The sequence below is a fragment of the Massilia sp. TWR1-2-2 genome (assembly GCF_049897565.1).
Lineage (GTDB): Bacteria > Pseudomonadota > Gammaproteobacteria > Burkholderiales > Burkholderiaceae_D > JAFCUW01.
In genome coordinates this window covers 186,621-210,045 of record NZ_JAFCWM010000004.1, presented here as the reverse complement: position 1 = coordinate 210,045, position 23,425 = coordinate 186,621, and the positions used below count along the sequence as shown (strand labels likewise).

Genomic DNA, 23,425 nt, shown 5'->3' with positions numbered 1-23,425 from the left:
TCGCTCAATCTCAAAATGACTATGTCATTTTGACCTCCTGCGAGGTTATTTGGTTCAGGTAAAACGCTGGTTGCAGCTACCTGTCCGCGAATATAGGCGGCGTGCGTACCCAACGCCTGCTTACTGAAGATCCGGCGCCTGCTGCTGGTACTGGCGTTCCTGCTGCCTCTCCTGCTGGCGGCGCTGCTGCTGCAGGATGCGGTCCTGGTACTGGCGTTCGAGTTCCTGCTGGCGGCGGTCTTGCTGGAACTGGCGATCCTGCTCGATCTGGCGTTCCACTTCCACGTCGCGATCGCGCGCCTGGCGCTCCTGCTCGAACTGGCGGCTCTGCTGGAACTGGCGATCGTCCAGGCGCCGCTCCGGTGGCGGCGGCGGCGCATCGTCCGGGTCAGGCTCCTCCATCGGCGGCTCAACCGGTATTGGCGCGCCTTCCTGGCGCATTTCGCCCGCCTCCTCCATCACCTCGATATCCTGCGCCTCCTGGCGCTGCGGCGCCACGCGGGCGCCGCCGGGGAACAGTGCTGCCTTGTCGATCTTGCCGCTGTCGAGTGCCACCTTGAAGAAGTCGCCCACCAACAGGATCGCATTGTGGCCGCCCTGTCCCCAGTACGAACTGCGCATGTTGACGCGGTTGTCGTTAAAGCCCACCCAGGCGCCGGCGACCAGGTTCGGATGCATCATGATGAACCAGCCGTCGGCGTTGTTCTGCGTGGTGCCGGTCTTGCCGGCGACGTCGCCGGTGATGCCGAAGCGGTGTCGCACCGCGGTGCCGGTGCCGCGGTTGACGACGCCGCGCATCATGTCGATCAGCGTCGCCGCCGACTCGGCCTTCATGGCGCGGCGCGGCGCCTCGGCGGCGAACTGTGCGACGACCTTGCCTTCGCGGTCAGTGATGTGGGTGACGAAAGCGGGCTTGCGGTAGTCGCCCTGCGCCGCAATGGTGGAATAGGCGCTGACCATCTCGAGCAGCGTTACCGGGCTGGTACCGAGCGCCAGCGACGGCACCGGCTGCAGCTTGCTCTGGTTGATGCCGAGCGCCTTGGCCAGGTCGACGATGGCGCCGACGCCGACGTCCTGCATCACCTGCGCGGTGATGGTGTTCTTCGAGAACACCAGGCCATCGCGCATCGTCATCTGGGCGCCGCTGGTGCCGCTCATGTCGGTCGGGCGCCAGACGGTGCCGTCGCCGGCCTTGATGTTCATTACCGCGTCGACGTACGGCTTTTCCGGCGCCAGGCCCTTTTCCAGCGCCGCGCCGTACACCACCGGCTTGAAGGTGGAGCCGGGCTGGCGCTCGGCCTTGGCGACGTGGTCGAACTGGTCGCGCTTGAAGTCGCGGCTGCCGACCCAGGCCTTGACTGCGCCGGTGGCCGGATCGAGCGCGACGAAGCCCGCTTCCAGGCGCGTCTTGGCCGAGCGCAGCCCTGCTATGAAGGCGCGATCGGCCTTCAGGCGCTTGAGCGCGGCGGCCGGCGCCTCGCCGTCTTCGACCGCCTTGCGGTATTCCGGCGTCTCGCGCACGAAGGCGTTGGCCAGCGCGGCGTGCGACTGCCAGAAATACTGGAACGGCTTGACCGACGGATGCATCGCGGCGTAGGCGCCGGTCGATCCGGTGACGTTGACCGACGGCTGGCTCCATTCGACGTCGGCGATCGCCTGCAGCGCGTTGGCCTGGCGCTCGACCGCCTGCAGCGCCGCCTGCTGCAGCGCGAAGTCGAGCGTGGTGTGTACCACCAGGCCATCCAACTGCAGGTTGTAGTCGTTCTCGTCGGCCCACTCGATGAGCCACTTGCGCACGTGGGCGGTGAAGTGGGTGTCGGTGCCGGCGCGTTCGGCCTGGCGCGCGAAGTGCACCCGCAGCGGGCGTTTCTTGAGCGCGTTAAAGCGCGCCTGGTTGATCAGGCCATGCTTGAGCATCTGGCCAAGCACGACGTTGCGCCGCTCGAGCGAGCGGCCAGGATTGGTGACCGGGTTGTAGTAATTGGTCCCCTTCAGCATGCCGACCAGCGTCGCGCTCTCGAGGATGTCGAGCTGCGCGGCCGACTTGTCGAAGTAGGTGCGTGCGGCCATCTCGATGCCGAAGGTGTTGTACAGGAACGGCACCGTGTTCAGGTAGGCCTCGAGGATCTCGGTCTTGCTGTAGGTCGCCTCGATCTTGATCGCCGTGATCAGCTCCTTGAGCTTGCGATTGAGGTTGCGCGAGCGCCCGATCTCTTCCGGGAACATGTTGCGCGCGAGCTGCTGGGTGATGGTCGAACCGCCCTGGGCGTCGCCCTTCAGGCTGTAGTAGAGCGCGCCCAAGGTGCGCTTGAAGTCGATGCCGTTGTGCTGATAGAAGCGGTGGTCTTCCGTCGCCACCAGCGCCGTGACGACGTTCGGCGAGATCTGCGCCAGCTTGACCCGTTCCTGCAGTCCCTGGTCGAAGCTGGCCAGTTCCTTGCCGTCGGCCGACACCATCGTCGACGCCCGCGCCGCGCGCGCCTGCTTGAGGTCCTTGATGCCGGGGGTGACCGGAATGAGGATCAGCACATACACCAGCAGCAGCGCCATCAGCGCGGCGCAACCCCACAGCACGACCAGCGCGGCGCGATGCACCGGCGGGCGGCGCATCAGGTAGGCATGAAAGCGCAAATAGCCCTGCTGCAGGAATGCCCTGCCGCCGTGTACTGCCTGCGTTGCGTGCAACTGCGCGCGTTTCCGAAACTCGTTCAAGATGGTTATTCCGCTATTGGTTGATCCCAGCGGGCAAGTATATCTGACGATGGCGAAAAACCCGTCGCCAAACGTGCATGGCGTCCGGCCTGGCCGCGCCGCTGCGCCGATATGGTAGATTGGCGCCTTTTGCCTGCTGGGACGTTGATGTCGCTTCCTACCGTACTTACCCTGCGCGCCGCGCTCATTGCGGCGCTGGCCGCACTGGCCGGCTGCGCCGCGCCGACCCGCGCGCCGGATCTGGCGTCGTTCGTCGTCGTCGGCGTTGACGGCAGCGCCGTAGCGCGCGTGCTGACCGCCGGCGCGGCTTGCCCGACGATCCGCATCGACGGACGCGACGCCCCGATGGCGGTGCGTTCGCCGGCGCACACCGTGGCGCAGCGCCCGACCGTGTCGGCGCCGGCGGACTCGAAACCGTCGGCATTTCCGGTGCTGGCGTGCGAAGCGGCGATCCCGGCCGGCACCGTGCAAGCGTCGGTGGCCGGCCAGGCGTTGCCGCTGCCGCGTGCGCAGCCGAACCGCATCGTCGTCGTCGGCGACACCGGCTGCCGCCTGAAAAAGACCGGCGGCGAGGACTACCAGGACTGCAACGATCCGGCCGCCTATCCGTTCGCCCGCATCGCCGCGCTGGCCGCGGCCTGGCAGCCTGACCTGGTGGTGCACGTCGGCGACTATCACTACCGCGAAAACGCCTGCCCGCCGGGACGCGCCGGTTGCGCCGGCAGCCCGTGGGGCTATGGCTGGGACACGTGGGACGCCGACTTCTTCGCGCCCGGGCGCGCCTTGCTCAACGCGGCGCCGTGGGTGATGGCGCGCGGGAACCACGAGTCGTGCGCGCGCGGCGGCCAGGGCTTCCTGCGCTTCCTCGATCCGCGGCCCCTGCTGCCGGGGCGCGACTGCGACGCCGCCGCCAACGACGCGGTGGGCGACTACAGCGACCCGTACGCGGTGGCGCTGGGCGACGGCGCCCAGCTGATTGTGATCGACACCTCGAATACCACGTACAGGGGTCTGGCCCCGACAGATCCGCGGATGGCGAAGTACGCCGACAGCTACCGCAAGATGGAAACGCTGGCGCAGAAAGCGGCGTACAGCATGCTGGTCGAACATCACCCGATCCTCGGCTTTGGCGCGATCCGCGGCAAGGCTGGCGAGGTGGTGCTGTTCAACGGCGACAAGGGCCTGCAGGATGCGTTCGGCGCGGTCAACCCGGCGCTGCTGCCGCCGGGGGTCAAGGCGATCCTGTCGGGGCACGTGCATTTGTGGGAGCAGGTCAGTTTTGCCAGCGCCCACCCGACCCAGTTCGTCAGCGGGTTCTCCGGAACGGCGGAAGATACCGTGCCGCTGCCGGCGGTGCTGCCGCCAGCGGCGACGCCGGCGCCGGGTGCGCTGGTCGACCAGTTCAGTTCATGGGTGGGCGGCTTCGGCTACATGACGATGGAGCGCGCCGGCGCCGAGCAGTGGGATGTGAAGGTGTGGGATACCAAGGGCGCCGTGCGCAACACCTGCAGGATCACCGGCAGCAAGTCGGTGTGCGCGGTGGGCAGGGTCGATTGACGCGGTTGCGTTCGCGAGGACGACGGGCGGCGCGCTAGCCGTTTTCCTTGGCCATGTTGATCGTGTAGCGCGGAATCTCCACCACAAGTGCGGCGTCGGCGACGCGCGCCTGGCACGACAGGCGCGACGTCGGCTGCAGGCCCCAGGCGCGGTCAAGCAGGTCTTCCTCGTTGTCGCCGATCTCGCCGAGCGAGTCGAAACCTTCCTTGAGCACCACGTGGCACGTCGTGCAGGCGCCGACCTTGCCGCAGGCGTGCTCGATCTCGATGCCGTTGTCGAGCAGCGCGTCGCAGATGGTGGTGCCGGCCTGCGCTTCGAAGCTTGCGCCGGCGGGCGCCAGTTCCGGGTGCGGCAGCACGGTAATGGTCGTCATGACAGCGCTCCCGATTCAATTTTCAGCGGCCGCCAGCGGCGCAGCAGCAGCGCGTTGGTCACCACGCTCACTGAGCTGAGCGCCATCGCGGCGCCGGCGATGATCGGGTTGAGCAGGCCGAAAGCGGCGAGCGGCACGCCGACGATGTTGTAGACGAATGCCCAGCCCAGGTTCTGGCGGATCTTGCGGTAGGTGCGGTTCGAGATGGCGATCGCGTCGGCCACCAGCGCCGGGTCGCCGCGCATCAGCGTGATGCCGGCCGTGTGCATCGCCACGTCGGTGCCGGTAGCCATGGCGATGCCGATGTGGGCCGCCGCCAGCGCCGGCGCGTCGTTGATGCCGTCGCCGACCATCGCCACGATGTGGCCCTCGCGCTTCAGGTCCGCCACCGCCTGGCTCTTTTCGGCCGGCAGAACCTCGGCGCGGAAATCGGTGATGCCGACCGCCGCCGCCACCGCGCCGGCGCTGCCGGCATTGTCGCCGGTGAGCATGACGCACTTGATGCCGAGCCGCTGCAGGCGTGCCACCGCCGCGCGCGCGGTCGGCTTGACAGTGTCGCCGAACGCCAGCAGGCCGGCCAGGCGCGGCGTGCCGCCCGCGCTTGCCAGCGCCAGGTACGACACGGTGCGGCCGAGCCGCTCGTGCGCTTCGGCGCTGCCGACATCGACGCCAAGCTCGCGCATCATCCGAGCGTTGCCGAGGTAGACGGTCGACTCGCCCACCACCGCGCTGACGCCGCGCCCTGGCAGCGCCTGCGCACCGCTGGCGGCGGCCGGCGCAGCGGTGGCCGCGCGCGCGGCCGTGGCCACCGCGCTGGCCAGCGGATGGTCGCTGTACTGCTGCACCGCCCACGCCAGCGCCAGCACCTCCGGCTCGCCCTCTACCGCGGCCAGGGTCGGCCGCCCTTCGGTCAGCGTGCCGGTCTTGTCGAACACCACCGCCGTCACCGCGTGCGCCGTCTCCAGCGCGTCGGCGTCCTTGATCAGGATGCCGTAGCGGGCGGCGACGCCGGTGCCGGCCATGATGGACGTCGGCGTGGCCAGGCCCAGCGCGCACGGGCAGGCGATCACCTGCACCGCCACCGCGTTGAGCAGCGCCTGCTGCCAGTCGCCGCCGATCACGCCCCAGGCCAGCAGGGTCAGCACCGAAATGAGCAGCACCACCGGCACGAATATGGCGCTGACCTTGTCGACCAGGCGCTGGATCGGCGCCTTCACCGCCTGCGCGTCCTCGACCAGCCGGATGATCCGCGACAGCATGGTGGCGCCGCCGACGGCGGTGGCCGTGATCACCAGCATGCCGCCGGCGTTGACGGCGCCGCCGGTGACGGCGCTGCCGGCGTGCTTCGGTACCGGCATGCTCTCGCCGGTCAGCAGCGACTCGTCAAGCTCGCTGCTGCCTTCGACGACGACGCCGTCGACCGGCACGCGGTCGCCCGGGCGCACGATGACGGTGTCGCCGACCCGCACTTCGGCGACCGCCACCACCGCGTCGACGCCAGCGCGGCGAACCATCGCCTGCGCCGGGCGCAGCGACTCGAGCGCGCCGAGCGCGGCCAGCGTCTGGCGCTTGGCGCGCGCCTCGAGCCATTTTCCCAGCAACACCAGCGTGATGACGGTGGCCGACGATTCGAAGTACAGGTGCGGCGCGCTGTCGCCGTGCGCCAGCATCAGGTACAGCGACAGGCCGTAGGCGGCGCTGGTGCCGATCGCCACCAGCAGGTCCATGTTGCCGCTCATTGCGCGCGCCGCGTGCCAGCCGGCGCGGTAAAAGCGCGCGCCGAACCAGAACTGAACCGGGGTGGCCAGCGCCAGCTGCAGCCAGCCGGGCAGCATCCAGTGCACGCCGAACTGCTGCAGCAGCATCGGCGCGATCAGCGGCAGCGACAGCGCAGCCGCCAGCGCCACCGGCCACCATGGCGCCGGCGCGTCGCGCACCGCCGGGGCCGCTGCGCGCAGCTCGGCGGCGGCATAGCCGGCGCGCTGCACGGCATCCTGCAACGTCTGCGCGGTGACGCCGAAAGATGCCGTGATGGCGGCCTTTTCGGTGGCCAGGTTGACGCTGGCCTCCAGCACGCCCGGCACTTTCCTGAGCGCGCGCTCGACCCGGCCCGAGCACGAAGCGCAGGTCATGCCGTCGATCTTGAACGTGTACTCGGCCAACGCGCCGGCCGCTTCATGCGTATCCAAAGGCTTCTCCTTGACTCTGGTACTAGCATAAACCCTTCCGCCCGACGGCGCTCGGCAACGCCCCGCCGCTTCGTATAACATAGCGCTCTACGCCGGCAGGCACCAGCAACCGCAGAGGACCCGAATGACGCATACACCACCGCTGAACATTGAATCGCAGATTGAATCGCAGGCCGCGCGCTCGCTGCAGGTCGCGCAGCGCGTCCACGCGATCGAGCCGTTCCACGTGATGGAAGTGGTGAAGGCTGCCAGCGCGCTGGCGCGCTCCGGCGTCGATGTCATCAGCATGAGCGTGGGCGAGCCGGACTTCACGGCGACCGACCTGGTGGCCGAGGCGGCCGTCGCGGCGATCAGGAGCGGCGCCACCCAGTACACCGATGCGCTCGGCCTGGCGCCGCTGCGCGCGGCAATCGCCGCGCACTACGCCAGCGCCTTCGGCATCGAGGTCGACCCGCGCCGCATCGTCGTCACCGCCGGCGCTTCGGCCGGGCTGCTGCTGGCGTGCGCGGCGCTGGTCGGTGTCGGCGACGAAGTGCTGATGCCGGACCCGTGCTATCCGTGCAACCGCCATTTCGTCTCGGCGTTCGGCGGCGCGCCAGTGCTGGTGCCGTCGGACGCCGCCCAGCGCTACCAGCTGACGGCGCTTGACGTCGAGCAACGCTGGAGCGAGCGCACGCGCGGCGTGATCGTGGCGTCGCCGTCGAACCCGACCGGCACCTCGATGACCGGGCCGCAGATGCAGCAGATGCTGGCGGCGGTGCGCGCGCGCGGCGGCTTTGCCATCGTCGACGAGATCTACCAGGGCCTGTCGTACGACCATGCGCCGGTCAGCGCGCTGCACTTCGATGCCGACGTCATCACCGTCAACAGCTTCTCCAAATACTTCAACATGACCGGCTGGCGGCTCGGCTGGCTGGTGGTGCCTGAGCTGCTGGTGCCGGTGTTCGAAAAGCTGGCGCAGAACCTGTTCATCTGTCCGTCGACGATCGCCCAGCATGCCGCGCTGGCGTGCTTCCATCCCGATTCGATCGCTATTTACGAGCAGCGCCGGCGCGAATTTCAGCGCCGCCGCGACTTCCTGGTGCCGGCCCTGCGCGGGCTCGGTTTCCAGGTGCCGGTGATGCCGGACGGCGCATTCTATGTGTACGCCGACATCAGCGAGCTGGCGCACACGGCCAGCGGCGACAGCGCCGCCTTCTGCCTGGATGTGTTGGCGAAAACCGGTGTGGCGATCGTGCCGGGGGCGGACTTCGGCTTCGCCGCGCCGGCACGCCACGTGCGGCTGTCGTATGCGACCAAGCTGACACGCATCGAGGAAGCGGTGGAGCGGGTGGCGAAGCTGCTGGGGCGGTAGGCCCATGGTAAATGCAGGGTCTGGAAGCCAAGGACGTTGGACCGATATGCCGCCGTCATGCGGACTTAAATGCTGGTGTCAGGTCTGGCATTCGGACATTTGAACAAATGCTGGTGTCAGGTCTGACATTCGGACATTTGAATAAATGCTGGTGTCAGGTCTGGCATTCGAACATTTGAACAACCAAATGTCCGAATGTCAGACCTGACACCTTAGACCGCCGCCCGCCCCAGTGCGAACAGGCGGTCGAGCCAGCGGGCGGCACGGCGCGACTTCATGTTGCCGGTCATGCCGATGAGGGTGTCGGCCACCGGCGCGATGCCAGCAAAGCCGAGCACGCTGCGCCTGAGCGACTTGACGCCGTGGGCGCGGAAGAACACGCGGTACACCACCGCCGGCATGCCCATCGTCACCACCAGGCGGGCCGAGCGTCCCTTCAGGCCCTTGCGCGCAAACGGATTTCTGGCGTCGCCGGAGAAGGCAAAGCCGGGACGCTCGACCTGCTCGAGAAAGCCCTTCAGCATGGCCGGCATGTCGCCCAGCCACAAGGGAAAGAAAATCACGATGTGCTGCGACCACAGGATGTCTTGCTGCGACTGCAGCAGCGTCGGCGGCAACGGCCCGTGCTCCCATTCGTCCTGGCTCCTGAGCAGCGGGAAGTCGAGCGCGGCGATGTCGATGCGGCGCAGCTCGTGGCCGCCTTCGACGGCGCCCCTGGCGTAGGCTTCCTCCAGCGCGCCGCACAGGTGCCCGCCGCCGCTGTCGGGATGCCCCTGGATCAACAAGACGCGCTTGAACATGCCATTCCGCCCGCAGGCCATGCCGGCCCCGGCGTTCGGGCGCCGGACCAAGGCCGCAGCAACAACTGTCGTTGTCCGGACGCCGGCCACTTTGATATGCATCAAGGCTGCTCGCTCGGCGCACCGACAGACTACCTGTTCGACTATTCGCCAATAGCGCCAGCGCGCGTCGCAGCGCCTTTTTTTCCAGGGGACACAGCATGTTCAAACGAATCCTGTTGCCGACCGATGGCTCAGAGCAATCCGAGCGCGCCATTCTTGCCGCTGTCGCCTTCGCCAAGGAGCTTGGCGCCGAGGTGCTCGGCCTGACCGTCGTGCCGCAGTTCCACACGTTCACCTACCATGCCGAAATGGTGGAAGACACGTCGGACCAGTTCGCCGTCGACAGCGCCAAGCGCGCAGTGACGTACCTGGAATTCATCAGCGGCGCGGCGCGCGAGGCCGGCATCGCCTGCACCTGCGAACAAGTGATGTCGGACGATCCCTGGAAAGTGATCGTCGATGCCGCGGTCAGCCGCCAGTGCGACCTGATCGCGATGGGCTCGCACGGGCGGCGCGGCATTGCCGGCGTGCTGCTCGGCAGCCAGACGCAAAAGGTGCTGGTGCACAGCAAGGTGCCGGTGCTGATCTTCCGCTAGGCAATGCGGCCGCCGGCCGGTTTCTCTTTTTTTGATTTGCATCAAAGCGGTTTTCCGGCGTCGTGGCCCACCCTGAAAAGGGGCCGCCTTTTCCTGGCGGCGCCCGTTTTTGCAAGAGGTTGATCATGAACTTCAACACGACCAGTTCGATGGCAAAGAATGTTGCCGAAATGATGAGCAAGGCACGCCGCGCGATGGCGCAGCGGATGGAGCGCCTGGCCCGCACACCTGACGATCAGTTCGCGGACGGATTTAACGACCTGATCGCCGAGCTTGAGATCAGCTTTCGCGACGAGGAAGCGGTGATGGAAGCACTTCATTACCCGGCGCTGCGCGGTCACCGTGAGCAACACGCGCGCGCGCTCGCCGCCCTGCACCACGCCCAGCCGCACGTCGAAGGCGGCGATGTCAAGCTTGGCCGCGAGGCGCTGCAGTTGCTGCCGAAGTGGCTGCTGCTGCACCGCTCGACGATGGACCTGACCCTGGCCAACGCCACGCGGGCGCAAGCGCCGCGTGCGCGCCGGCACACAGGCGCCGCGCGCGCCGACGGTCGGCATGACCGCCGCGCGCGCTACGGCAATGTACAAGCCGATAAGGAGCGAGAGCGTGTTTAGCCACATATTGCTGCCGACCGACGGCAGCGCCGATTCAGAAGCGGCGATCGTGTCGTGCATTCGTCTCGCGCAGGCCACCGGCGCGGCCATCACCGGCGTTCACGTGATGCCGGTGTTGCACCTGTTTACCTACGAGCCTGGGGTGACAGAAGCGGTACATGCCCAGGTGCGCCAGGAGAACGAAAGGCACGCCAAGCGCTACCTCGAGCACATCGAGCAGATGGCCAGCGACGCCGGTGTCAAATGCAACACGCTGCTGCTGATGTCGGACTATCCGTTCGACGCCATCATCGACGCGGCGCGCAACGCCAACTGCGACCTGGTGGCGATGGCGTCGCATGGCCGCAAAGGCGTCAAGGCCATGTTGCTGGGCAGCGAAACCCACAAGGTGCTGACCCACAGCGCGATCCCGGTGCTGGTGTTCCCGCACGGCAGCGGCACGGCGACGGCTGCCGAATTTACCAGCTGACGGTGCTTGCCGCGCCGAACGCCGGCGCGTCGCCGCTCAGGTGGCCACGCCCTGCTCGGTGTGGCCGAACCCCTTGGTGTAGTCGAGAATCGAGATCACCTGCGGCGTGATCTTCAGGAACGCGACCTCATTGGCCTGGCCGTTCTCGCCCCATTCGGCGATCTGCGGCAAGCGCTTGAGCAGGCACGACTTGGCCAGCTCGACATCCGGCCCGGGCGCCAGCAGCTCGGCCAGCGCGCTCATCGACAGGTCCTGGATCTCGCGCCAGTCGTGGTACGGCAAGTTGATGGTCAGCGACACCTTGCTGTTATACCGGACATTGTTGGCTTTCTGACTGTGCTTGCCGATGCCGACGAACAGGTTCAGCTTGTCGTGGGCGAAGCTGATCGTCGTCGCCTGCGGGTAGCCGTCCGGCCGCACGGTCGCCAGCGTCAGGTCGCTGGCGCCGTCGATCACTTTCAGGACGAACTCCTTGAACGCCTGGTCCATGTGCTTCTCCGTTTCGGTTGATTGGATGTCAATGATAGGAGCCGCGGTCGTCCTGCAACCTTGATCTGTATCAAGCATGTTTCAATGACCGCTCCGGCATGCCCGCTTCGCGAGGATGGCGTGGAGGGCTGCGCGGGATGCGGTAAAGGGGGCGCGAGGATGCCGGAGCGGGGCTGCGCAAGGAGGACGCCTAACGGCTGCGGGCGGCTAATGAGCGCCGTGGGCGCGGCCCGGCACGTGCGGGGCGCCGGTCGCCGTTTCACTGCCGGCGTCGATGCGGCGCTGGCAATGGAGGCACGTCAGCGACGCCGGCGCCGCGCGCAGCCGCGTCAGCGGGATCGGGTTGCCGCATACGACGCACAGGCCGCCGGCGCCGAAGTCCAGCCGCTTCATCGCCATGTCGATGTTGTCGAGCCGCGCCAGCTCGTCGCGCAACTGGGCAATGTCGGTGGCGCCCAGCTGGCCGGCTGCCGCCTTGCTGCCATGCTCGGCAAAGAAATTGACCAGCACGCTCTGCTCGTCGCTGTCGTAACCGACCAGCCGGTCGCGGATCGCTTCGAGCACCAGGTGCCGCTCGCTGCGCAGCCGGCTCTCGAGCTCGTCGAGGTCGGATGATGTCAACTGTCTCACGGCGGTCCTTTCGGTTCTGCAGGCGCCGGCCAGGCGGCATGCGAAAGTGTGGCGCACCGAGCTGCCCCCAGTCCTTGCGGCAGATCAAACGTGCACCATTCGCGCGGCGCTGCCACTGTGCAGCCGGTATCGGAAAAACGCGCTACCATTGTGCAATGTGCGCCAACTACACCCCTACCCGCCTCGACGCGATCAGCCAGCACCATGGTCTCGAACGCGCACTGTTCAATTTTCCGGACGAAGCGTTCCCTGGCTACCTGGCGCCGATCCTGCGCGAATCGCGCGATGCCGCCGGCCAAGTCGAGGTGGTGCCGGCGATGTTCGGCATGGTGCCGCACTGGGCCGACACGAAGCTGGCACGCCAGACCTACAACGCGCGCACCGAGACGGTGGCGACCAAGCCGTCGTTCCGCAACGCGTGGAAACGCAATCAGTTCTGCATTGTTCCGGCGGATAACTTTTACGAGCCGTGCTACGACAGCGGCAATCCGGTGCGCTGGCGCATCACCGCAGCCGGCAACGAGCGGCTCGGCATCGCCGGCATCTGGGAGTGGCGCCCGAGCGGACCGGACGGCTTGCCGCTGCTGTCGTTCTCGATGCTGACCATCAATGCCGACGGCCATCCGCTGATGCAGCGCTTCCACAAGCCCGGCGACGAAAAACGCATGCTGGTGCTGCTCGAACCGGGTCAATACCAGGGCTGGCTGGAAGGCGAACTGGTCAACGAGGCCGACATCTACCGCCCTTGGGAAGCCGACCGTCTCACCGCCGAGGCCGCCCCGCTGCCACCGCGAACCAAGGCGGCGCCTGTGGTGGAAGATACATTGTTCTGAATTGTGACATTCGGCTACCTGGTCCAGCAGCTTCGACGACAGCTGGATGCGCCCGGCCGTGCCAGTCGACCAGCGCATCCTTGCGGTCCATGCCGGTGATGATCACCAGCGGAACGTCGCCGACCGCGTCGTAGCCATACTGGCGCTCCTTGCCGTCGATCGGGCTGACGGCGGCGAACGCGCCGCGCTCGGCCGATGGCAGGTAGTGGTGCTCACGTTCGGTGAAGACATGGTTGTTCAGACATCGGCAGCCACAGGTTGAAACGTGGTTGGCCATCTTGCACGCGGTGCCGCAGCCGCCGCGGCACCGCTGGTTCAGGCCACCGGCGACAGCAGCACGCTCTGCGCCTCGGTCGCCGCCTGCGGCAGCGAGATGAAATAGCCCTGCACCTCGTCGCAGCGCAGCGCGCGCAGGATGCTCAGCTGCTTGCCGGTCTCGACGCCCTCGGCGACCACCCGCATGCCGAGCGCGTGCGCCATGGTGATGATGGCCGTAAACAAGATCTTGCCCTGCTCGGTTTGTTCGATGCGGCTGGTGAATGCCTTGTCGACCTTCAGCATGTCAAAGTCGAGCATCTGCAGCTGCGCCAGCGACGAGTAGCCGGTGCCGAAATCGTCGACCAGCAGCTTGATGCCCATGCCGCGAATCTTCGACAGCGATTCGAGCACATGGCTGCTGCCGCCCATCATCGACGACTCGGTCAGTTCAATTTCCAGCAGGCTGGCGGCAATGCCGTGGCGCGCCATTGCGCCGGAAAACACGCGGGCGATATCGGTTTCGTTGAACTGGCGCGACGAGATATTGACCGACACCGGCACCAGGCTCGCTTCCCTGGCCGCCCACTGCGCCAGCTGGCCGCACACCTTGCCGAGCACCAGTTCGCCCAGGCGCACGATCATGCCGGTCCTTTCGGCCAGCGGGATGAATTCGGCCGGTTCGAGCAGGCCGCGGCGCGGGTGCAGCCAGCGCACCAGCGCCTCCATGCTGGTGGCGCGGCTGCTGGCCAGGTCCATGCGCGGCTGGTAGTGGACGACGAATTCGTCGTGCTCGATGGCGCGGCGCAGCTCCTGCTCGAGCTCGAGTTGCTGACGCAGCGCTGCGTAGAACTGCTGATCGAAGAAGCGGAAGCTGCCCTTGCCGCTGGTCTTGACCGAATACATCGCCACGTCGGCGTTCTGCAGCAGCGAGGCGGCATCGTCGCCGTCCGTCGGAAAGCTGCTGATGCCGATCGACGTGCCCAGCACCGCGGTGCCGCCGATCAGCTTGAACTTCGGCCTGAAGGCGGCGATGACGCGCTCGGCGACGATGGCGGCGTCTTCGACGCGCAGGTTGTGTTCCAGGATGACGACGAATTCGTCGCCGCCGAGCCGGATGACGTGGTCGTGCGGGCGCACCGCTTCGGTCAGCCGGTGCGCGGCGTGGCGCAGCAGTTCGTCGCCGGCGGCGTGGCCCATGGCGTCGTTGGCCGCCTTGAAGCCGTCGAGGTCGATGAACAGCAGCGCCAGCGTCTGGCGGTGCTCGCGTGCGCGGCCGATCGCCTGCGGCAGGTACCACTGCAGCCAGTGGCGGTTCGGCAGGCCGGTCAGCGCGTCGTGGTTGCCGCGGTGTTCCAGCGCCGCCACGTGTGCCTTCGATTCGGAAATGTCGCGCAGCGTGATGGCCAGCTTCTGCTCCGAGCGCACCGCCTTGAGCTGCATCCAGCGCGAGCGGTCGGCCCCTTCCGGCTGAAATTCTAGTTCGCCGTCGTAGGAGCCGGTATCGACGGCGCCGCGCAGCACGTCGAGCAGTTCGGCTAACGTGTGGTCGCGGTACAGCGCCGAGAAGCGGCGCCCGATCAGCGTTTCGCGCCGCTGGTGACAAAGCGCGGCGCCGTGCTTGTTGCAGTCGAGCACTTCGAAGTCGTCGACCGCGCCGGTGCCGTTGAACAACATGCCGAGGATGAAAAAGCCGTCGCTGCTGCCTTCGGTGGCCATGCGGTACGTTTCGTCGGTGCGCTGGCTCTCGCGCTTGCGCCAGGTCAGCCGCAGCAGGAAGCCCATGACCACCAGGGCGCCGGCAAACAAGGCGGCGGTGGCGATGATGGCGCGCGACACGGCCGCCGCGCGCGCGGCGTCGAACGGCGCCAGCATGTTCTGCTGGTCGAGGGCGACAAAGGCGGTAAGCGGATACGCGCCGGCCCGGTGCCAGCCGAAATAGCGCGCGCGGCCGTCACTGAACCAGGCGGCGGGGGCCAGCACGCTGCCGCCGGCGGCGGCCAGCGGCGGCAGCGCCAGCCGCACCCGCCGAGGGCGCCCGGCGACGGCGAGCAGCGGCAGGTTGTCGGCGCCGGCCAGCCCGACCACGCCGTCCGGCGCGAAGCGCTGCATGAAGAAGTCGAGCGTCAACTTTTGGGCGGCCACTTGCACCAGCACGACGCCGTCGAAGCGGCCGCCGGCGGCGCGGATCGGGCGCGAGAACTGCAGTTCGACGACGTTGCCGCCGTCATCGATCACCTGGCTGATGACCAGCTGATCGGCAGGCGCGCCGGCATGGATCTGAAAAAAGCGCGCCTGCGCTGCCAGTGCCAGTTCGCCCTGCCGCTTCATGGCGGTGACGAGGCGGCCGTCGCTGGCGAGAATGGCCAGGTTGGAGAACGTGGCGTCGGCAAACATCTCGGCTGACTGCGCCGATTCCAGGTTCAGGCCGTGTGCGGACAGGCCCCAGCTCTCGCGACTCTGGCGCAGCACCAGGTCATGCCAGTTGACGGCGCGCGCCACTTGGTCGGAATAGGCGTGGGCGGTCGTGCGGGCCTGGTCGAGCGCGGCGCGCTCGCCGTCGTCGCGGTCGGCCGCCGCGCTGCCGAGCAGCACGCCCGAGCTCAGCAGGCTGAGCAACAGCGCCGCCAGCAGGCAGGCGGCGATGATGTGCATGTTCGCAACGACGCTGGCGGCAAGGCTGCGAATAGCCTTCGCCGCTCCCTGCCCGACAACGCCTGGCGCGGATCGCATGCTCATGCTCGATGCAATGATGACGTGGGTAACGGTTCAGTATATGAATTTCGCCCTCGCCGCGTCGCGCGCCTTGCGACTACTGCTCTGCCGCGACGCGCTCAATCGATCGGCACGCCGCGCAGGCGCGATACGTCGACCGCAGACAGCGTCCCGCCGTGGTGCCCCCAGCTGGTGCGCAGGTGCGACACCACCGCCGCCACCTCGGCGTCCGACAACGTCGGGCCGAACGGCGGCATGCCGTACGGCCGCGGGTTGCCGTGGGTGCTCGGCGGATAGCCGCCGTTGAGCACCATCCGGATCGCGTTCACCGGATTGGCCGCCCCCACCGCCCGGCTCGCTTCGAGCGACGGATAGGCGCCCGCCGCACCCTTCCCATCGGCGCCATGACACTCGGCGCACTGCGCCTTGTACAGTTCGGCGCCCTGGCGCAGCATCGCCTGCGCGCCCGGCACCACAAGGACGGCGCGCGCCGGCGCGGCCACCGGCAGCGTTGTCAGGTACGCCGCCATCGCGCCGATGTCGGCGTCGCTCGCATGCTGCAAGCTGCCGGCAACGACGTCGGCCATCGGCCCGAACACGGCGCCGCGCGCCGATACACCCGCCTTGAGCAGCTGGCCGATGTCGGCGGCGCTGTCGCCGGAGCCGAGCGGCGGCGCGTACCAGTCCTGCATCGGAATCATGGCGCCGCCCAGGCGCTTGTCGGCGATGCTGCCGCCGAGCGCATTGCGCCCGGTGTGGCACGCGCTGCAATGGCCGAGCCCTTCGACCAGGTAAGCGCCGCGGTTCCATTGCGCCCCCTGCTCCGGCGCGCCGGCGTACTCGCCCTGGTCAAAGTTGACGGCGCGCCAGAGCGGCAGCAGCAAGCGCTGGTTGTACGGGAAGCGCAGCTCGCTGGGCCGGTTCTGCTGCGTGACCGGCGCGATCGTCCGGAAGTAGGCGAACATCGCGTCCGAGTCCGCACGCGCGACTTTCGTGTAGTTCGGATAGGGAAACGCCGGATACAGGAAGCTGCCGTCCTTCGACCTGCCGTTGTGGATGGCCTGCCAGAAGTCGTCGGCCGACCAGGCGCCGATGCCGTGCCCTTGTCGGACGTCAGGTTCGGCGCGTAAATGGTGCCGAACGGCGTCGCCAGGCCGCGCCCGCCGGCGTATTGCTGGCCGCCGCGAACCGTGTGGCAGCCGACGCAGTTGCCGACGCTGGCCAGGTATTGTCCGGCACGTACCTGCGCCGCCGCGTCCGCCACCGGCGCCGGATTGCCGCTGTGCGCCGCACGCGTGGCTTCGATGGCGGCCACCGACCCCAGCCCAAGTATTGCAATTGCCAGCATGGCCAGAGCGATTCGCTTCATGAGATTACCGATCGAATGTTTATTGGGCGCTGCCGCAGGGAGTGGGCAGCGTGACGGCGGCGGCCGGCGCCGGCGCCATGTCGCGCGGGATCGGCTGCGCGGCCAGCCATGCCGAGATGGCGCCGACTTCGTCGGCACTGAGCTGCTTGCTGATGTGCGCCATGCAGTCCAGCGCCCTGGCCTTGCGCGCGCCGTTCTTCCAGGCGCCGATCTGGGCGTTGACGTAGTCGCGCGGCAAGCCGAGCAGGCTCGGTATTGCCGGCAAGGCGCCGCGCAAGGTCTCGCCGTGGCAGGCGCTGCAGGCCGCAATCTTGCGCGACGCGTCGCCCGTCAGCACCAGGCGCCGGCCCAGCGCCATGCTGTCGGCCGACGCCCTGACCGGCTGCGGCGCCGCGTACGGCGGGTGCTGCTCGGAGAAATACTGCGCGATTTCCTTCAGGTACTCGTCCGACATGTGGCCGACCATGTAGGTCATCAAAGGGTAGCTGCGGTTACCGTCGCGGAAATTGATCAACTGGTTGTACAGGTAGCCGGCCGGCTTGCCGGCGATGCGCGGGAAGAAGCCGTCGCTGGTGGCGCGCCCGTCCTTGCCATGACAAGCGACGCAGGCGAGCGCGCGCTGGGCAATGGTGTCGGCCGGTTTGTCGGCGGCAGCGGCGGCATTGCCGAGCAGCGCCGCGGCGAGCAGCGCAACCCCGATCAGTTTGCTGGAAATCGTCATTACCCTGTCTGTTCTGAATGGCATCAGAGGAGTCTAACCAGCCGCGGCAAAACAAAACAGATTCAGTCTGCCGTTATTTTTGCGTATCAGATGAGGTTCCTGATATGGTAAATTGATCGCGTTCTGCCGCTGTTTTTCGGCGCAGCCGCCCAGTACAATTGCACCATTGATGACGATCGAGACCATGGCAGACCAACCCACCCCACCAGCAAACAAGCGTTCCTTCGCCAGCACCATGAAAGCGATCGCGTGGTCGTTCATCGGCCTGCGCAGCAAGCGCGATTTCGACCAGGACGTCGCCGGCGGCATGAATCCGGTGTACGTGATCATCGCCGCGCTGATCGGCACCGTGATCTTTATTGGCGCCATCGTTCTCGCGGTCCGCTTCGCCATCAGCTAGCCGGCCGATGAAACGCTACGAGGCGCTCGCCGAGGACATCGCACAGTCGATCCGCACGGGCGTGATGACGCTGGGCGACCGCCTGCCGTCGGTTCGCCAGGCCGGCGCCAGCCGCGCCGTCAGCGCGTCGACGGTGTTCCAGGCCTATTACCTGCTCGAGGCGCGCGGCCTGATCCGGGCGCGCGAGCGCTCCGGCTACTACGTCATCGCCGGCGCCAGGGCGGTGCTGCCGGAAATCGACAACGCCTCGTTGCCGACGCTTGACTCGACCGAGGTCGACGTCAGCGAGCTGGTGTTCGACATCCTGGCGTCGGCGCAGAACCGCGACGTGGTGCCGTTCGGCTCGGCCTTTCCGAGCCCGCTGCTGTTCCCGTTCGCGCGGCTGGCCAAATCGATGGCCGCCAGCATCCAGAAGATGGATCCCTGGAGCACGGTCGACGACCTGACGCCCGGCAGCCCGGCCTTGCGGCGCCAGATCGCGCTGCGCTACCTGGCCGACGGCATGCACGTGCACACCGACGACATCGTCATCACCAACGGCGCGCTCGAAGCGCTCAGCCTGTGCCTGCACACGGTGGCGCGCCCGGGCGACAGCGTGATCATCGAGTCGCCCACCTTTTATGGCGCTCTGCAGGCGCTCGAGGGGCTGGGGCTCAAGGCGATCCAGGTTGCCACCCACCCGCGCGAAGGAATCGACCTGGCGCAGCTGGCCCTGGCGCTGGAGCGGCACAAGCCGCGCGCCTGCTGGCTGATGACAAATTTCCAGAATCCGCTCGGCGGCCTGATGTCGGACGCAAAGAAGCAGGCGCTGGTGGCCCTGCTGGCCGAGCACGCAGTGCCGCTGATCGAAGACGACGTCTACGGCGAGCTGTATTTCGGCAGCCGCCGGCCGCTGCCGGCGAAAGCGTTCGACAAGACCGGCCTGGTGATGCACTGCTCGTCGTTTTCGAAGTGCCTGGCGCCCGGCTACCGGGTCGGCTGGGCGGCGCCCGGCAAGTTCACCGGCGCGGTGGCGCGGCTGAAATTGTCGCGCACCCTGTCGGCATCGGCGCCGGCGCAGGGCGCCATTGCCGACTACCTGGCCAAGGGCGGCTACGATCGCCACCTGCGCCAGCTGCGCCACGCGCTGTCGGTGCAGCAGACGGCCATGCTGCAGGCGGTGGCGCGCTATTTTCCGCCCGGTACCAAGGCGACGCGGCCGGCCGGCGGCTACTTCGTCTGGGTCGAGCTGCCCGGCCAGGTCGACGTGCTGCAGGTCCAGCGCAGCGCGCTGTCGCTGGGAATCAGCGTGGCGCCCGGCCCGATGTTCTCGGCCGAGCGCAAGTTCCTCAACTGCCTGCGCCTGAACTACGGCCACCCGTGGGACGAGCTCCACGAGGCGGCGATGGCAACGCTGGGCCGGATCATCGCCGCAAATGGCGCCATGGTTGACTAACGCACAGACGGTCCTTGGTGCAAGGATGACAATCGACACCAGTTCATTCACACGACCCAAGGAGATTTACCATGACCCAATCGAAATCGAGCGGCACGCAGAACGAACAATCGGGCAAGCCGCAATCGGAAACAGAAGCCGATGCCAAGTCGTCGGTCAAGCAGCACGACAAAAGCAGCCATGACCACATGAGCCGCGAAAAAGCCGGCAGCCACGAAGGTGCCGGCGGTGGTGCCAAGCAAGAGCAAAAGCACTAATACCACCTGACTCGTTTCGTCCACACGGAGCCACGCCGCAATCGCAGCCTGGCTCCGTTGGCATTTCCCCGCCATTCTGTTCAAGGAGAAACTATGTATCCCACCACGCTGTTGCCGACCCGCCGCGAAAAACCGTGGCGCACGCCCGCCCTGTTCGCCGCGGCCGCCGGACTCGCCGCCGCCTTTGTCGTCGTGCAGGCCAAGAAGAAATCTGTAGAAGCAAAACATCTACCCGCCGGCAAGTTCATCGACGTCGATGGCGTGCGGCTGCACTACATCGAGCGCGGCGCAGGCCCGGCGCTGGTGCTGTTGCATGGCAATGGCCTGTTTGCCGACGATTTCGCCTTCAGCGGCCTGATGGAACAGGCGGCCAGCACGCATCGCGTGATCGCCTTCGACCGTCCCGGTTTCGGCTACAGCGAGCGGCCATCGCATACCTGCTGGACGCCGGAAGCGCAGGCGCGCCTGCTGTACAACGCCCTGCACGAACTGCGCGTGGAGCGGCCGATCGTCGTCGGCCATTCGCTCGGCACCCAGGTGGCGCTGGCGATGGCGCTCGACTACCCGCGCTACGTGCGGGCCATCGCGCTGGTGGGCGGCTATTTCTATCCGAGCACGCGGATCGATGCGGCGCTCGCGTCGGTGCCGGCGCTGCCGGTGCTGGGCCATGCTTATCGCTACACGCTGGCGCCGTTGGTTGGCCGCATGCTGTGGCCGGCGCTGGTCAAGCAAATGTTCTTGCCCGAAAAGACACCGGAGCGTTTCGATCGCCTGCCGGTGTGGATGACGCTGCGGCCCGGCCAGCTCAAAGCGGCCGCGTCCGACAGCAGCATGATGGTACCGGCTGCCGAGCGGCTGTCGAAACGCTATGCGGAGATCACGATGCCGGTGGCGCTGATCGCCGGCAGCGGCGACCTGGTGGCGGACGCGAAAAGCAACTCGGGGCGGCTGCACCGGGAGATCTCGCACAGCGAGCTGACGATGGAGGATGGCGTCGGCCACATGGCGCACTATGCGGCGCCGGAGCGCATCATGGCGGCGGTGGAAAAACTGGCTACGCAGGCGAAATGTCCGTAAATCCGGAGAACGTGGGCACGCACTGAATGCTTCTTGCCGCCGTGCTCGAGGTTGGCGCAGCGAGCGTCCGCGCCCTCCGAGGCGGTTTTCAGCGATAATTCGATATCGTATTGCTACGCCTAGAAAGCGCCTCCGTGAATCCCAACCGCATCCTGGTCCAGTACGCCCATCCGGCGCCGCACCTGTCGCGCGTCAACCGGCGCATGGCCGATGCCGCGCGGATCGTCGACGGCGTCTTCGTCAACGACCTGTACGAAAGCTATCCCGACTTCTACATCGACGTCGCGCGCGAACAGGCGCTGGTGGCGCAGGCCGAGGTGATCATCTTCATGTACCCGATGCAGTGGTACAGCATGCCGTCGCTGATGAAAGAATGGGTCGACGTCGTGCTCGAGGACGGCTGGGCGTACGGCCCCGAAGGCAGCGCCTGCAACGGCAAGACCAACTGGCTGGTGGCCACCACCGGCGGCCATGCCGACGAATACGCGCCGGGCAAGCGTCACGGCCGGCCGTTCAGCGACTTTCTCGCGCCGGCCGAGCAGACCGCGGCGCTGTGCGGCATGCGCTGGATCGCCCCGCACGTGCTGCATGGCGCGCACGAGGTCGACGCGCGCACGGTCGACGCGCATATCGGCCAGTTCACCGCGCGGCTGCAGCAACTGGCCGGCGCGCTGCCGGCTGCCCGCACCCTCGACTTTGCCGGGCAACCCCATGGAACATAGCCTGCTGACAAATGCCGTCGTGTACCTGGCGGCGGCGGTGGTGGCGGTGCCGATCGCCAGGCGCTTTGGCATGGGCGCCGTGCTCGGCTACCTGCTGGCCGGCGTCATCATCGGACCGTGGGGCTTGCGCCTGATCACCGAGGTCGAAGACATCCTGCACTTTTCCGAATTCGGCGTGGTGCTGCTGCTGTTTATCATCGGGCTCGAGCTCGAGCCCGACCGCCTGTGGTCGATGCGGCGGCCGATCTTCGGCTGGGGCGGCGCCCAGGTCGTCGGCGTGGCGGCGGCGCTGGCCGGCGCCGCCATGGTGTTCGGCGTCGACTGGAAAGTGGCGCTGATCGCCGCGCTCGGCTTGTCGCTGTCGTCGACCGCGATCGCCCTGGCCACGCTGGAGGAGCGCAACTTGAAGACGACGCCGACCGGTTCGGCCGCGTTTTCGATCTTGCTGTTCCAGGACATGGCCGCGATCCCGATGATTGCGCTGGTGCCGGTGCTGGGCGTGGCCGCCGTGCACGGCAGCGGCCAGGGCTGGCTCGGCGCGCTGCGCGTGGCCGCGGTGCTGGTTGGCCTGGTCGTCGGCGGGCGCTACCTGCTGCGCCCGGTCCTGCGCTTCATCGCCAAGACCGGCATGCGTGAAATCTTCACGTCGTTCTCGCTGCTGCTGGTCATTTCCGTGGCGCTGTTGATGCAATGGGTCGGCATGTCGATGGCGCTCGGCGCCTTCATGGCCGGCGTGATGCTGGCCGATTCGGAGTACCGCCACGCGCTGCAGGTCGACCTGGAGCCGTTCAAGGGGCTGCTGCTGGGCCTGTTCTTCATCGCCGTCGGCATGTCGGTCGACTTCGGCGTGTTCTTTTCGCAGCCTGGCCTGGTGCTGATGCTGGTGGCCGGCTTCATGACGATCAAGCTGGCGGTGCTGTACGCTCTGTCGCGCCTGTTCGACGTGCCGCCGAGCCAGCGCGCGCTGTTTACGTTTTTATTATCACAAGGCGGCGAATTCGCCTTTGTCGTGTTTGCCGCCGCCGAAACGGCGCGCGTGTTCACGCCGGCCACCGCGTCGATCCTGGTGGTGGTGGTGGCGCTGTCGATGGTGGCCACGCCGCTGCTGTTGCTGCTGCACGACCGCGTCATTGCGCCGCGCTATCGCGACCAGAACCGGCGTCCGGCCGACATCATCGAGACGCAGGAAGACCACGTCATCATCGCCGGCTTCGGGCGCTTCGGCCAAATCATCGGCCGCCTGCTGCGCGCCAACCAGATCACGATGACGGTGCTGGACCATGATCCCGAGCAGGTCGAGTTGCTGCGCCGTTTTGGCATCAAGGTGTTTTATGGCGACGTCACGCGGGTCGACCTGCTGCATGCGGCCGGCGCCGGCAAGGCGCGCGCGCTGGTTGTCGCCATCGACAGCATCGAAGACAGCCTGGCGCTGGTGGACGCGGTGCGGCGCGAGTTCCCCGACCTGAAGATCATGGCGCGGGCACGCAACGTGACGCACCTGTACGACCTGATGGACCGCGGCGTCGACATTGTCGAGCGCGAGACGTTCGAGGCGGCGCTCGCGCTGGGGCAGCAGGTGCTGCGCCACCTCGGTTTCGGCGCGTACCGGGCGCGGTCGGCGGCGAACAAGTTCAAGCTGCACAACATCAAGAGCCTGCAAGCGGTCTACCCGTACTACAAGGACCAGGAGCGCTACATCTCGATGGCGCGCCAGTCGCGCGACGAGCTCAACGAAATGTTTGCCCGCGATCTCGCCGCGCTAAAGGACGAAAAGAACGTCGCCTGGCAAGACGCCGACGGCCATCCGTAGTAGCCG

General features: G+C 67.3%; 23 protein-coding genes. 12 read left to right on the top strand and 11 right to left on the bottom strand.

What is annotated here, in order from left to right; genetic code table 11:
- Window positions 1-120: 120 nt before the first annotated feature.
- Window positions 121-2,712 (bottom strand): penicillin-binding protein 1A, encoded by a 2,592-nt coding sequence (locus tag ACP7DD_RS05935; protein WP_426173774.1) that lies wholly within the window; start codon window positions 2,710-2,712, stop codon window positions 121-123.
- Between the two features lie 147 nt (window positions 2,713-2,859).
- Here ACP7DD_RS05935 and ACP7DD_RS05930 point away from each other — a divergent pair, with 147 nt between their 5' ends.
- Window positions 2,860-4,269: a metallophosphoesterase family protein gene (locus ACP7DD_RS05930; protein WP_426173773.1), complete on the top strand. Its 1,410-nt coding sequence runs from the start codon at window positions 2,860-2,862 to the stop codon at window positions 4,267-4,269.
- Window positions 4,270-4,303: 34 nt separating this feature from the next.
- Here ACP7DD_RS05930 and fdx read toward each other — a convergent pair whose 3' ends face one another.
- Window positions 4,304-4,642, bottom strand: coding sequence for an ISC system 2Fe-2S type ferredoxin (gene fdx / locus ACP7DD_RS05925; protein ID WP_426173772.1), 339 nt, complete (start codon window positions 4,640-4,642; stop codon window positions 4,304-4,306).
- Window positions 4,639-6,912, bottom strand: coding sequence for a heavy metal translocating P-type ATPase (locus tag ACP7DD_RS05920; RefSeq protein ID WP_426173771.1), 2,274 nt, complete (start codon window positions 6,910-6,912; stop codon window positions 4,639-4,641). The genes fdx and ACP7DD_RS05920 overlap by 4 nt, the downstream gene beginning before the upstream one ends.
- Before the next feature lie 79 nt (window positions 6,913-6,991).
- On the opposite strand from ACP7DD_RS05920, the gene ACP7DD_RS05915 reads away from it, so the two are divergent.
- Window positions 6,992-8,185, top strand: a complete 1,194-nt coding sequence (locus ACP7DD_RS05915; RefSeq protein WP_426173824.1) for a pyridoxal phosphate-dependent aminotransferase — start codon at window positions 6,992-6,994, stop codon at window positions 8,183-8,185.
- Between the two features lie 212 nt (window positions 8,186-8,397).
- Here ACP7DD_RS05915 and ACP7DD_RS05910 read toward each other — a convergent pair whose 3' ends face one another.
- Window positions 8,398-8,985 (bottom strand): NAD(P)H-dependent oxidoreductase, encoded by a 588-nt coding sequence (locus ACP7DD_RS05910; protein WP_426173770.1) that lies wholly within the window; start codon window positions 8,983-8,985, stop codon window positions 8,398-8,400.
- A gap of 200 nt (window positions 8,986-9,185) precedes the next feature.
- Here ACP7DD_RS05910 and ACP7DD_RS05905 point away from each other — a divergent pair, with 200 nt between their 5' ends.
- From ACP7DD_RS05905 to ACP7DD_RS05895, 3 genes are all read left to right on the top strand, one after another.
- Window positions 9,186-9,623, top strand: coding sequence for a universal stress protein (locus ACP7DD_RS05905; RefSeq protein WP_426173769.1), 438 nt, complete (start codon window positions 9,186-9,188; stop codon window positions 9,621-9,623).
- Between the two features lie 125 nt (window positions 9,624-9,748).
- The gene (locus ACP7DD_RS05900) at window positions 9,749-10,237 is read left to right on the top strand and encodes a hemerythrin domain-containing protein (RefSeq protein WP_426173768.1); all 489 of its coding nucleotides are present in this window, start codon (window positions 9,749-9,751) and stop codon (window positions 10,235-10,237) included.
- The gene (locus tag ACP7DD_RS05895; RefSeq protein WP_426173767.1) at window positions 10,230-10,706 is read left to right on the top strand and encodes a universal stress protein; all 477 of its coding nucleotides are present in this window, start codon (window positions 10,230-10,232) and stop codon (window positions 10,704-10,706) included. Before ACP7DD_RS05900 ends, ACP7DD_RS05895 begins: the two co-directional genes overlap by 8 nt.
- 36 nt (window positions 10,707-10,742) lie before the next feature.
- Here ACP7DD_RS05895 and ACP7DD_RS05890 read toward each other — a convergent pair whose 3' ends face one another.
- Together ACP7DD_RS05890 and ACP7DD_RS05885 are read right to left on the bottom strand one after the other, a co-directional pair.
- On the bottom strand, window positions 10,743-11,195 hold the full coding sequence (locus ACP7DD_RS05890; protein WP_426173766.1) for a pyridoxamine 5'-phosphate oxidase family protein: 453 nt from the start codon (window positions 11,193-11,195) through the stop codon (window positions 10,743-10,745).
- A 207-nt stretch (window positions 11,196-11,402) separates the two neighbouring features.
- The gene (locus tag ACP7DD_RS05885; RefSeq protein ID WP_426173765.1) at window positions 11,403-11,825 is read right to left on the bottom strand and encodes a TraR/DksA family transcriptional regulator; all 423 of its coding nucleotides are present in this window, start codon (window positions 11,823-11,825) and stop codon (window positions 11,403-11,405) included.
- 155 nt (window positions 11,826-11,980) lie between these two features.
- On the opposite strand from ACP7DD_RS05885, the gene ACP7DD_RS05880 reads away from it, so the two are divergent.
- Window positions 11,981-12,658 (top strand): SOS response-associated peptidase, encoded by a 678-nt coding sequence (locus ACP7DD_RS05880; RefSeq protein WP_426173764.1) that lies wholly within the window; start codon window positions 11,981-11,983, stop codon window positions 12,656-12,658.
- Here ACP7DD_RS05880 and ACP7DD_RS05875 read toward each other — a convergent pair.
- The 5 genes from ACP7DD_RS05875 to ACP7DD_RS05855 all read right to left on the bottom strand — a co-directional run bounded on the left by ACP7DD_RS05875 (window position 12,588) and on the right by ACP7DD_RS05855 (window position 17,955).
- The gene (locus ACP7DD_RS05875; protein ID WP_426173763.1) at window positions 12,588-12,935 is read right to left on the bottom strand and encodes a hypothetical protein; all 348 of its coding nucleotides are present in this window, start codon (window positions 12,933-12,935) and stop codon (window positions 12,588-12,590) included. The genes ACP7DD_RS05880 and ACP7DD_RS05875 overlap by 71 nt on opposite strands.
- Window positions 12,936-12,973: 38 nt before the next feature.
- Complete coding sequence (locus ACP7DD_RS05870; RefSeq protein WP_426173762.1) at window positions 12,974-15,652, bottom strand: bifunctional diguanylate cyclase/phosphodiesterase; 2,679 nt, start codon at window positions 15,650-15,652, stop codon at window positions 12,974-12,976.
- 95 nt (window positions 15,653-15,747) lie between these two features.
- Window positions 15,748-16,593 (bottom strand): c-type cytochrome, encoded by an 846-nt coding sequence (locus ACP7DD_RS05865; protein ID WP_426173761.1) that lies wholly within the window; start codon window positions 16,591-16,593, stop codon window positions 15,748-15,750.
- A 423-nt stretch (window positions 16,594-17,016) separates the two neighbouring features.
- A complete protein-coding gene (locus ACP7DD_RS05860) occupies window positions 17,017-17,718 on the bottom strand; it encodes a c-type cytochrome (protein ID WP_426173760.1) in 702 nt (233 codons plus the stop codon).
- Window positions 17,719-17,751: 33 nt separating this feature from the next.
- On the bottom strand, window positions 17,752-17,955 hold the full coding sequence (locus ACP7DD_RS05855) for a hypothetical protein (protein WP_426173759.1): 204 nt from the start codon (window positions 17,953-17,955) through the stop codon (window positions 17,752-17,754).
- Between ACP7DD_RS05855 and ACP7DD_RS05850 the strand changes: the two genes are divergently transcribed.
- The 6 genes from ACP7DD_RS05850 (at window position 17,954) to kefC (ending at window position 23,419) form a co-directional block, all read left to right on the top strand.
- Window positions 17,954-18,118: a DUF2970 domain-containing protein gene (locus ACP7DD_RS05850; RefSeq protein WP_426173758.1), complete on the top strand. Its 165-nt coding sequence runs from the start codon at window positions 17,954-17,956 to the stop codon at window positions 18,116-18,118. The genes ACP7DD_RS05855 and ACP7DD_RS05850 overlap by 2 nt on opposite strands.
- Before the next feature lie 7 nt (window positions 18,119-18,125).
- Complete coding sequence (locus ACP7DD_RS05845; protein WP_426173757.1) at window positions 18,126-19,553, top strand: PLP-dependent aminotransferase family protein; 1,428 nt, start codon at window positions 18,126-18,128, stop codon at window positions 19,551-19,553.
- Window positions 19,554-19,624: 71 nt separating this feature from the next.
- Window positions 19,625-19,810, top strand: a complete 186-nt coding sequence (locus tag ACP7DD_RS05840) for a hypothetical protein (protein ID WP_426173756.1) — start codon at window positions 19,625-19,627, stop codon at window positions 19,808-19,810.
- Between the two features lie 93 nt (window positions 19,811-19,903).
- Entirely contained in the window at window positions 19,904-20,887 is a 984-nt protein-coding gene (locus tag ACP7DD_RS05835) for an alpha/beta fold hydrolase (protein ID WP_426173755.1), read from the top strand.
- Window positions 20,888-21,021: 134 nt separating this feature from the next.
- Window positions 21,022-21,609 (top strand): NAD(P)H-dependent oxidoreductase, encoded by a 588-nt coding sequence (locus tag ACP7DD_RS05830; RefSeq protein ID WP_426173754.1) that lies wholly within the window; start codon window positions 21,022-21,024, stop codon window positions 21,607-21,609.
- Complete coding sequence (gene kefC / locus ACP7DD_RS05825; RefSeq protein ID WP_426173753.1) at window positions 21,599-23,419, top strand: glutathione-regulated potassium-efflux system protein KefC; 1,821 nt, start codon at window positions 21,599-21,601, stop codon at window positions 23,417-23,419. The genes ACP7DD_RS05830 and kefC overlap by 11 nt, the downstream gene beginning before the upstream one ends.
- The last annotated feature ends 6 nt before the right edge of the window (window positions 23,420-23,425 follow it).

What these genes read in the sequence shown, in the direction of transcription:
- ACP7DD_RS05930 (WP_426173773.1), top strand. Translation starts at nt 2,860, where the DNA reads ATGTCGCTTCCTACCGTACTTACCCTGCGCGCCGCGCTCATTGCGGCG.
- fdx (WP_426173772.1), bottom strand. Translation starts at nt 4,642, where the DNA reads ATGACGACCATTACCGTGCTGCCGCACCCGGAACTGGCGCCCGCCGGC.
- ACP7DD_RS05920 (WP_426173771.1), bottom strand. Translation starts at nt 6,912, where the DNA reads ATGTTATACGAAGCGGCGGGGCGTTGCCGAGCGCCGTCGGGCGGAAGG.
- ACP7DD_RS05910 (WP_426173770.1), bottom strand. Translation starts at nt 8,985, where the DNA reads ATGTTCAAGCGCGTCTTGTTGATCCAGGGGCATCCCGACAGCGGCGGC.
- ACP7DD_RS05905 (WP_426173769.1), top strand. Translation starts at nt 9,186, where the DNA reads ATGTTCAAACGAATCCTGTTGCCGACCGATGGCTCAGAGCAATCCGAG.
- ACP7DD_RS05900 (WP_426173768.1), top strand. Translation starts at nt 9,749, where the DNA reads ATGAACTTCAACACGACCAGTTCGATGGCAAAGAATGTTGCCGAAATG.
- ACP7DD_RS05890 (WP_426173766.1), bottom strand. Translation starts at nt 11,195, where the DNA reads ATGGACCAGGCGTTCAAGGAGTTCGTCCTGAAAGTGATCGACGGCGCC.
- ACP7DD_RS05880 (WP_426173764.1), top strand. Translation starts at nt 11,981, where the DNA reads ATGTGCGCCAACTACACCCCTACCCGCCTCGACGCGATCAGCCAGCAC.
- ACP7DD_RS05875 (WP_426173763.1), bottom strand. Translation starts at nt 12,935, where the DNA reads ATGGCCAACCACGTTTCAACCTGTGGCTGCCGATGTCTGAACAACCAT.
- ACP7DD_RS05870 (WP_426173762.1), bottom strand. Translation starts at nt 15,652, where the DNA reads ATGAGCATGCGATCCGCGCCAGGCGTTGTCGGGCAGGGAGCGGCGAAG.
- ACP7DD_RS05865 (WP_426173761.1), bottom strand. Translation starts at nt 16,593, where the DNA reads ATGTTCGCCTACTTCCGGACGATCGCGCCGGTCACGCAGCAGAACCGG.
- ACP7DD_RS05860 (WP_426173760.1), bottom strand. Translation starts at nt 17,718, where the DNA reads ATGACGATTTCCAGCAAACTGATCGGGGTTGCGCTGCTCGCCGCGGCG.
- ACP7DD_RS05850 (WP_426173758.1), top strand. Translation starts at nt 17,954, where the DNA reads ATGAAAGCGATCGCGTGGTCGTTCATCGGCCTGCGCAGCAAGCGCGAT.
- ACP7DD_RS05855 (WP_426173759.1), bottom strand. Translation starts at nt 17,955, where the DNA reads ATGGTGCTGGCGAAGGAACGCTTGTTTGCTGGTGGGGTGGGTTGGTCT.
- ACP7DD_RS05845 (WP_426173757.1), top strand. Translation starts at nt 18,126, where the DNA reads ATGAAACGCTACGAGGCGCTCGCCGAGGACATCGCACAGTCGATCCGC.
- ACP7DD_RS05840 (WP_426173756.1), top strand. Translation starts at nt 19,625, where the DNA reads ATGACCCAATCGAAATCGAGCGGCACGCAGAACGAACAATCGGGCAAG.
- ACP7DD_RS05835 (WP_426173755.1), top strand. Translation starts at nt 19,904, where the DNA reads ATGTATCCCACCACGCTGTTGCCGACCCGCCGCGAAAAACCGTGGCGC.
- kefC (WP_426173753.1), top strand. Translation starts at nt 21,599, where the DNA reads ATGGAACATAGCCTGCTGACAAATGCCGTCGTGTACCTGGCGGCGGCG.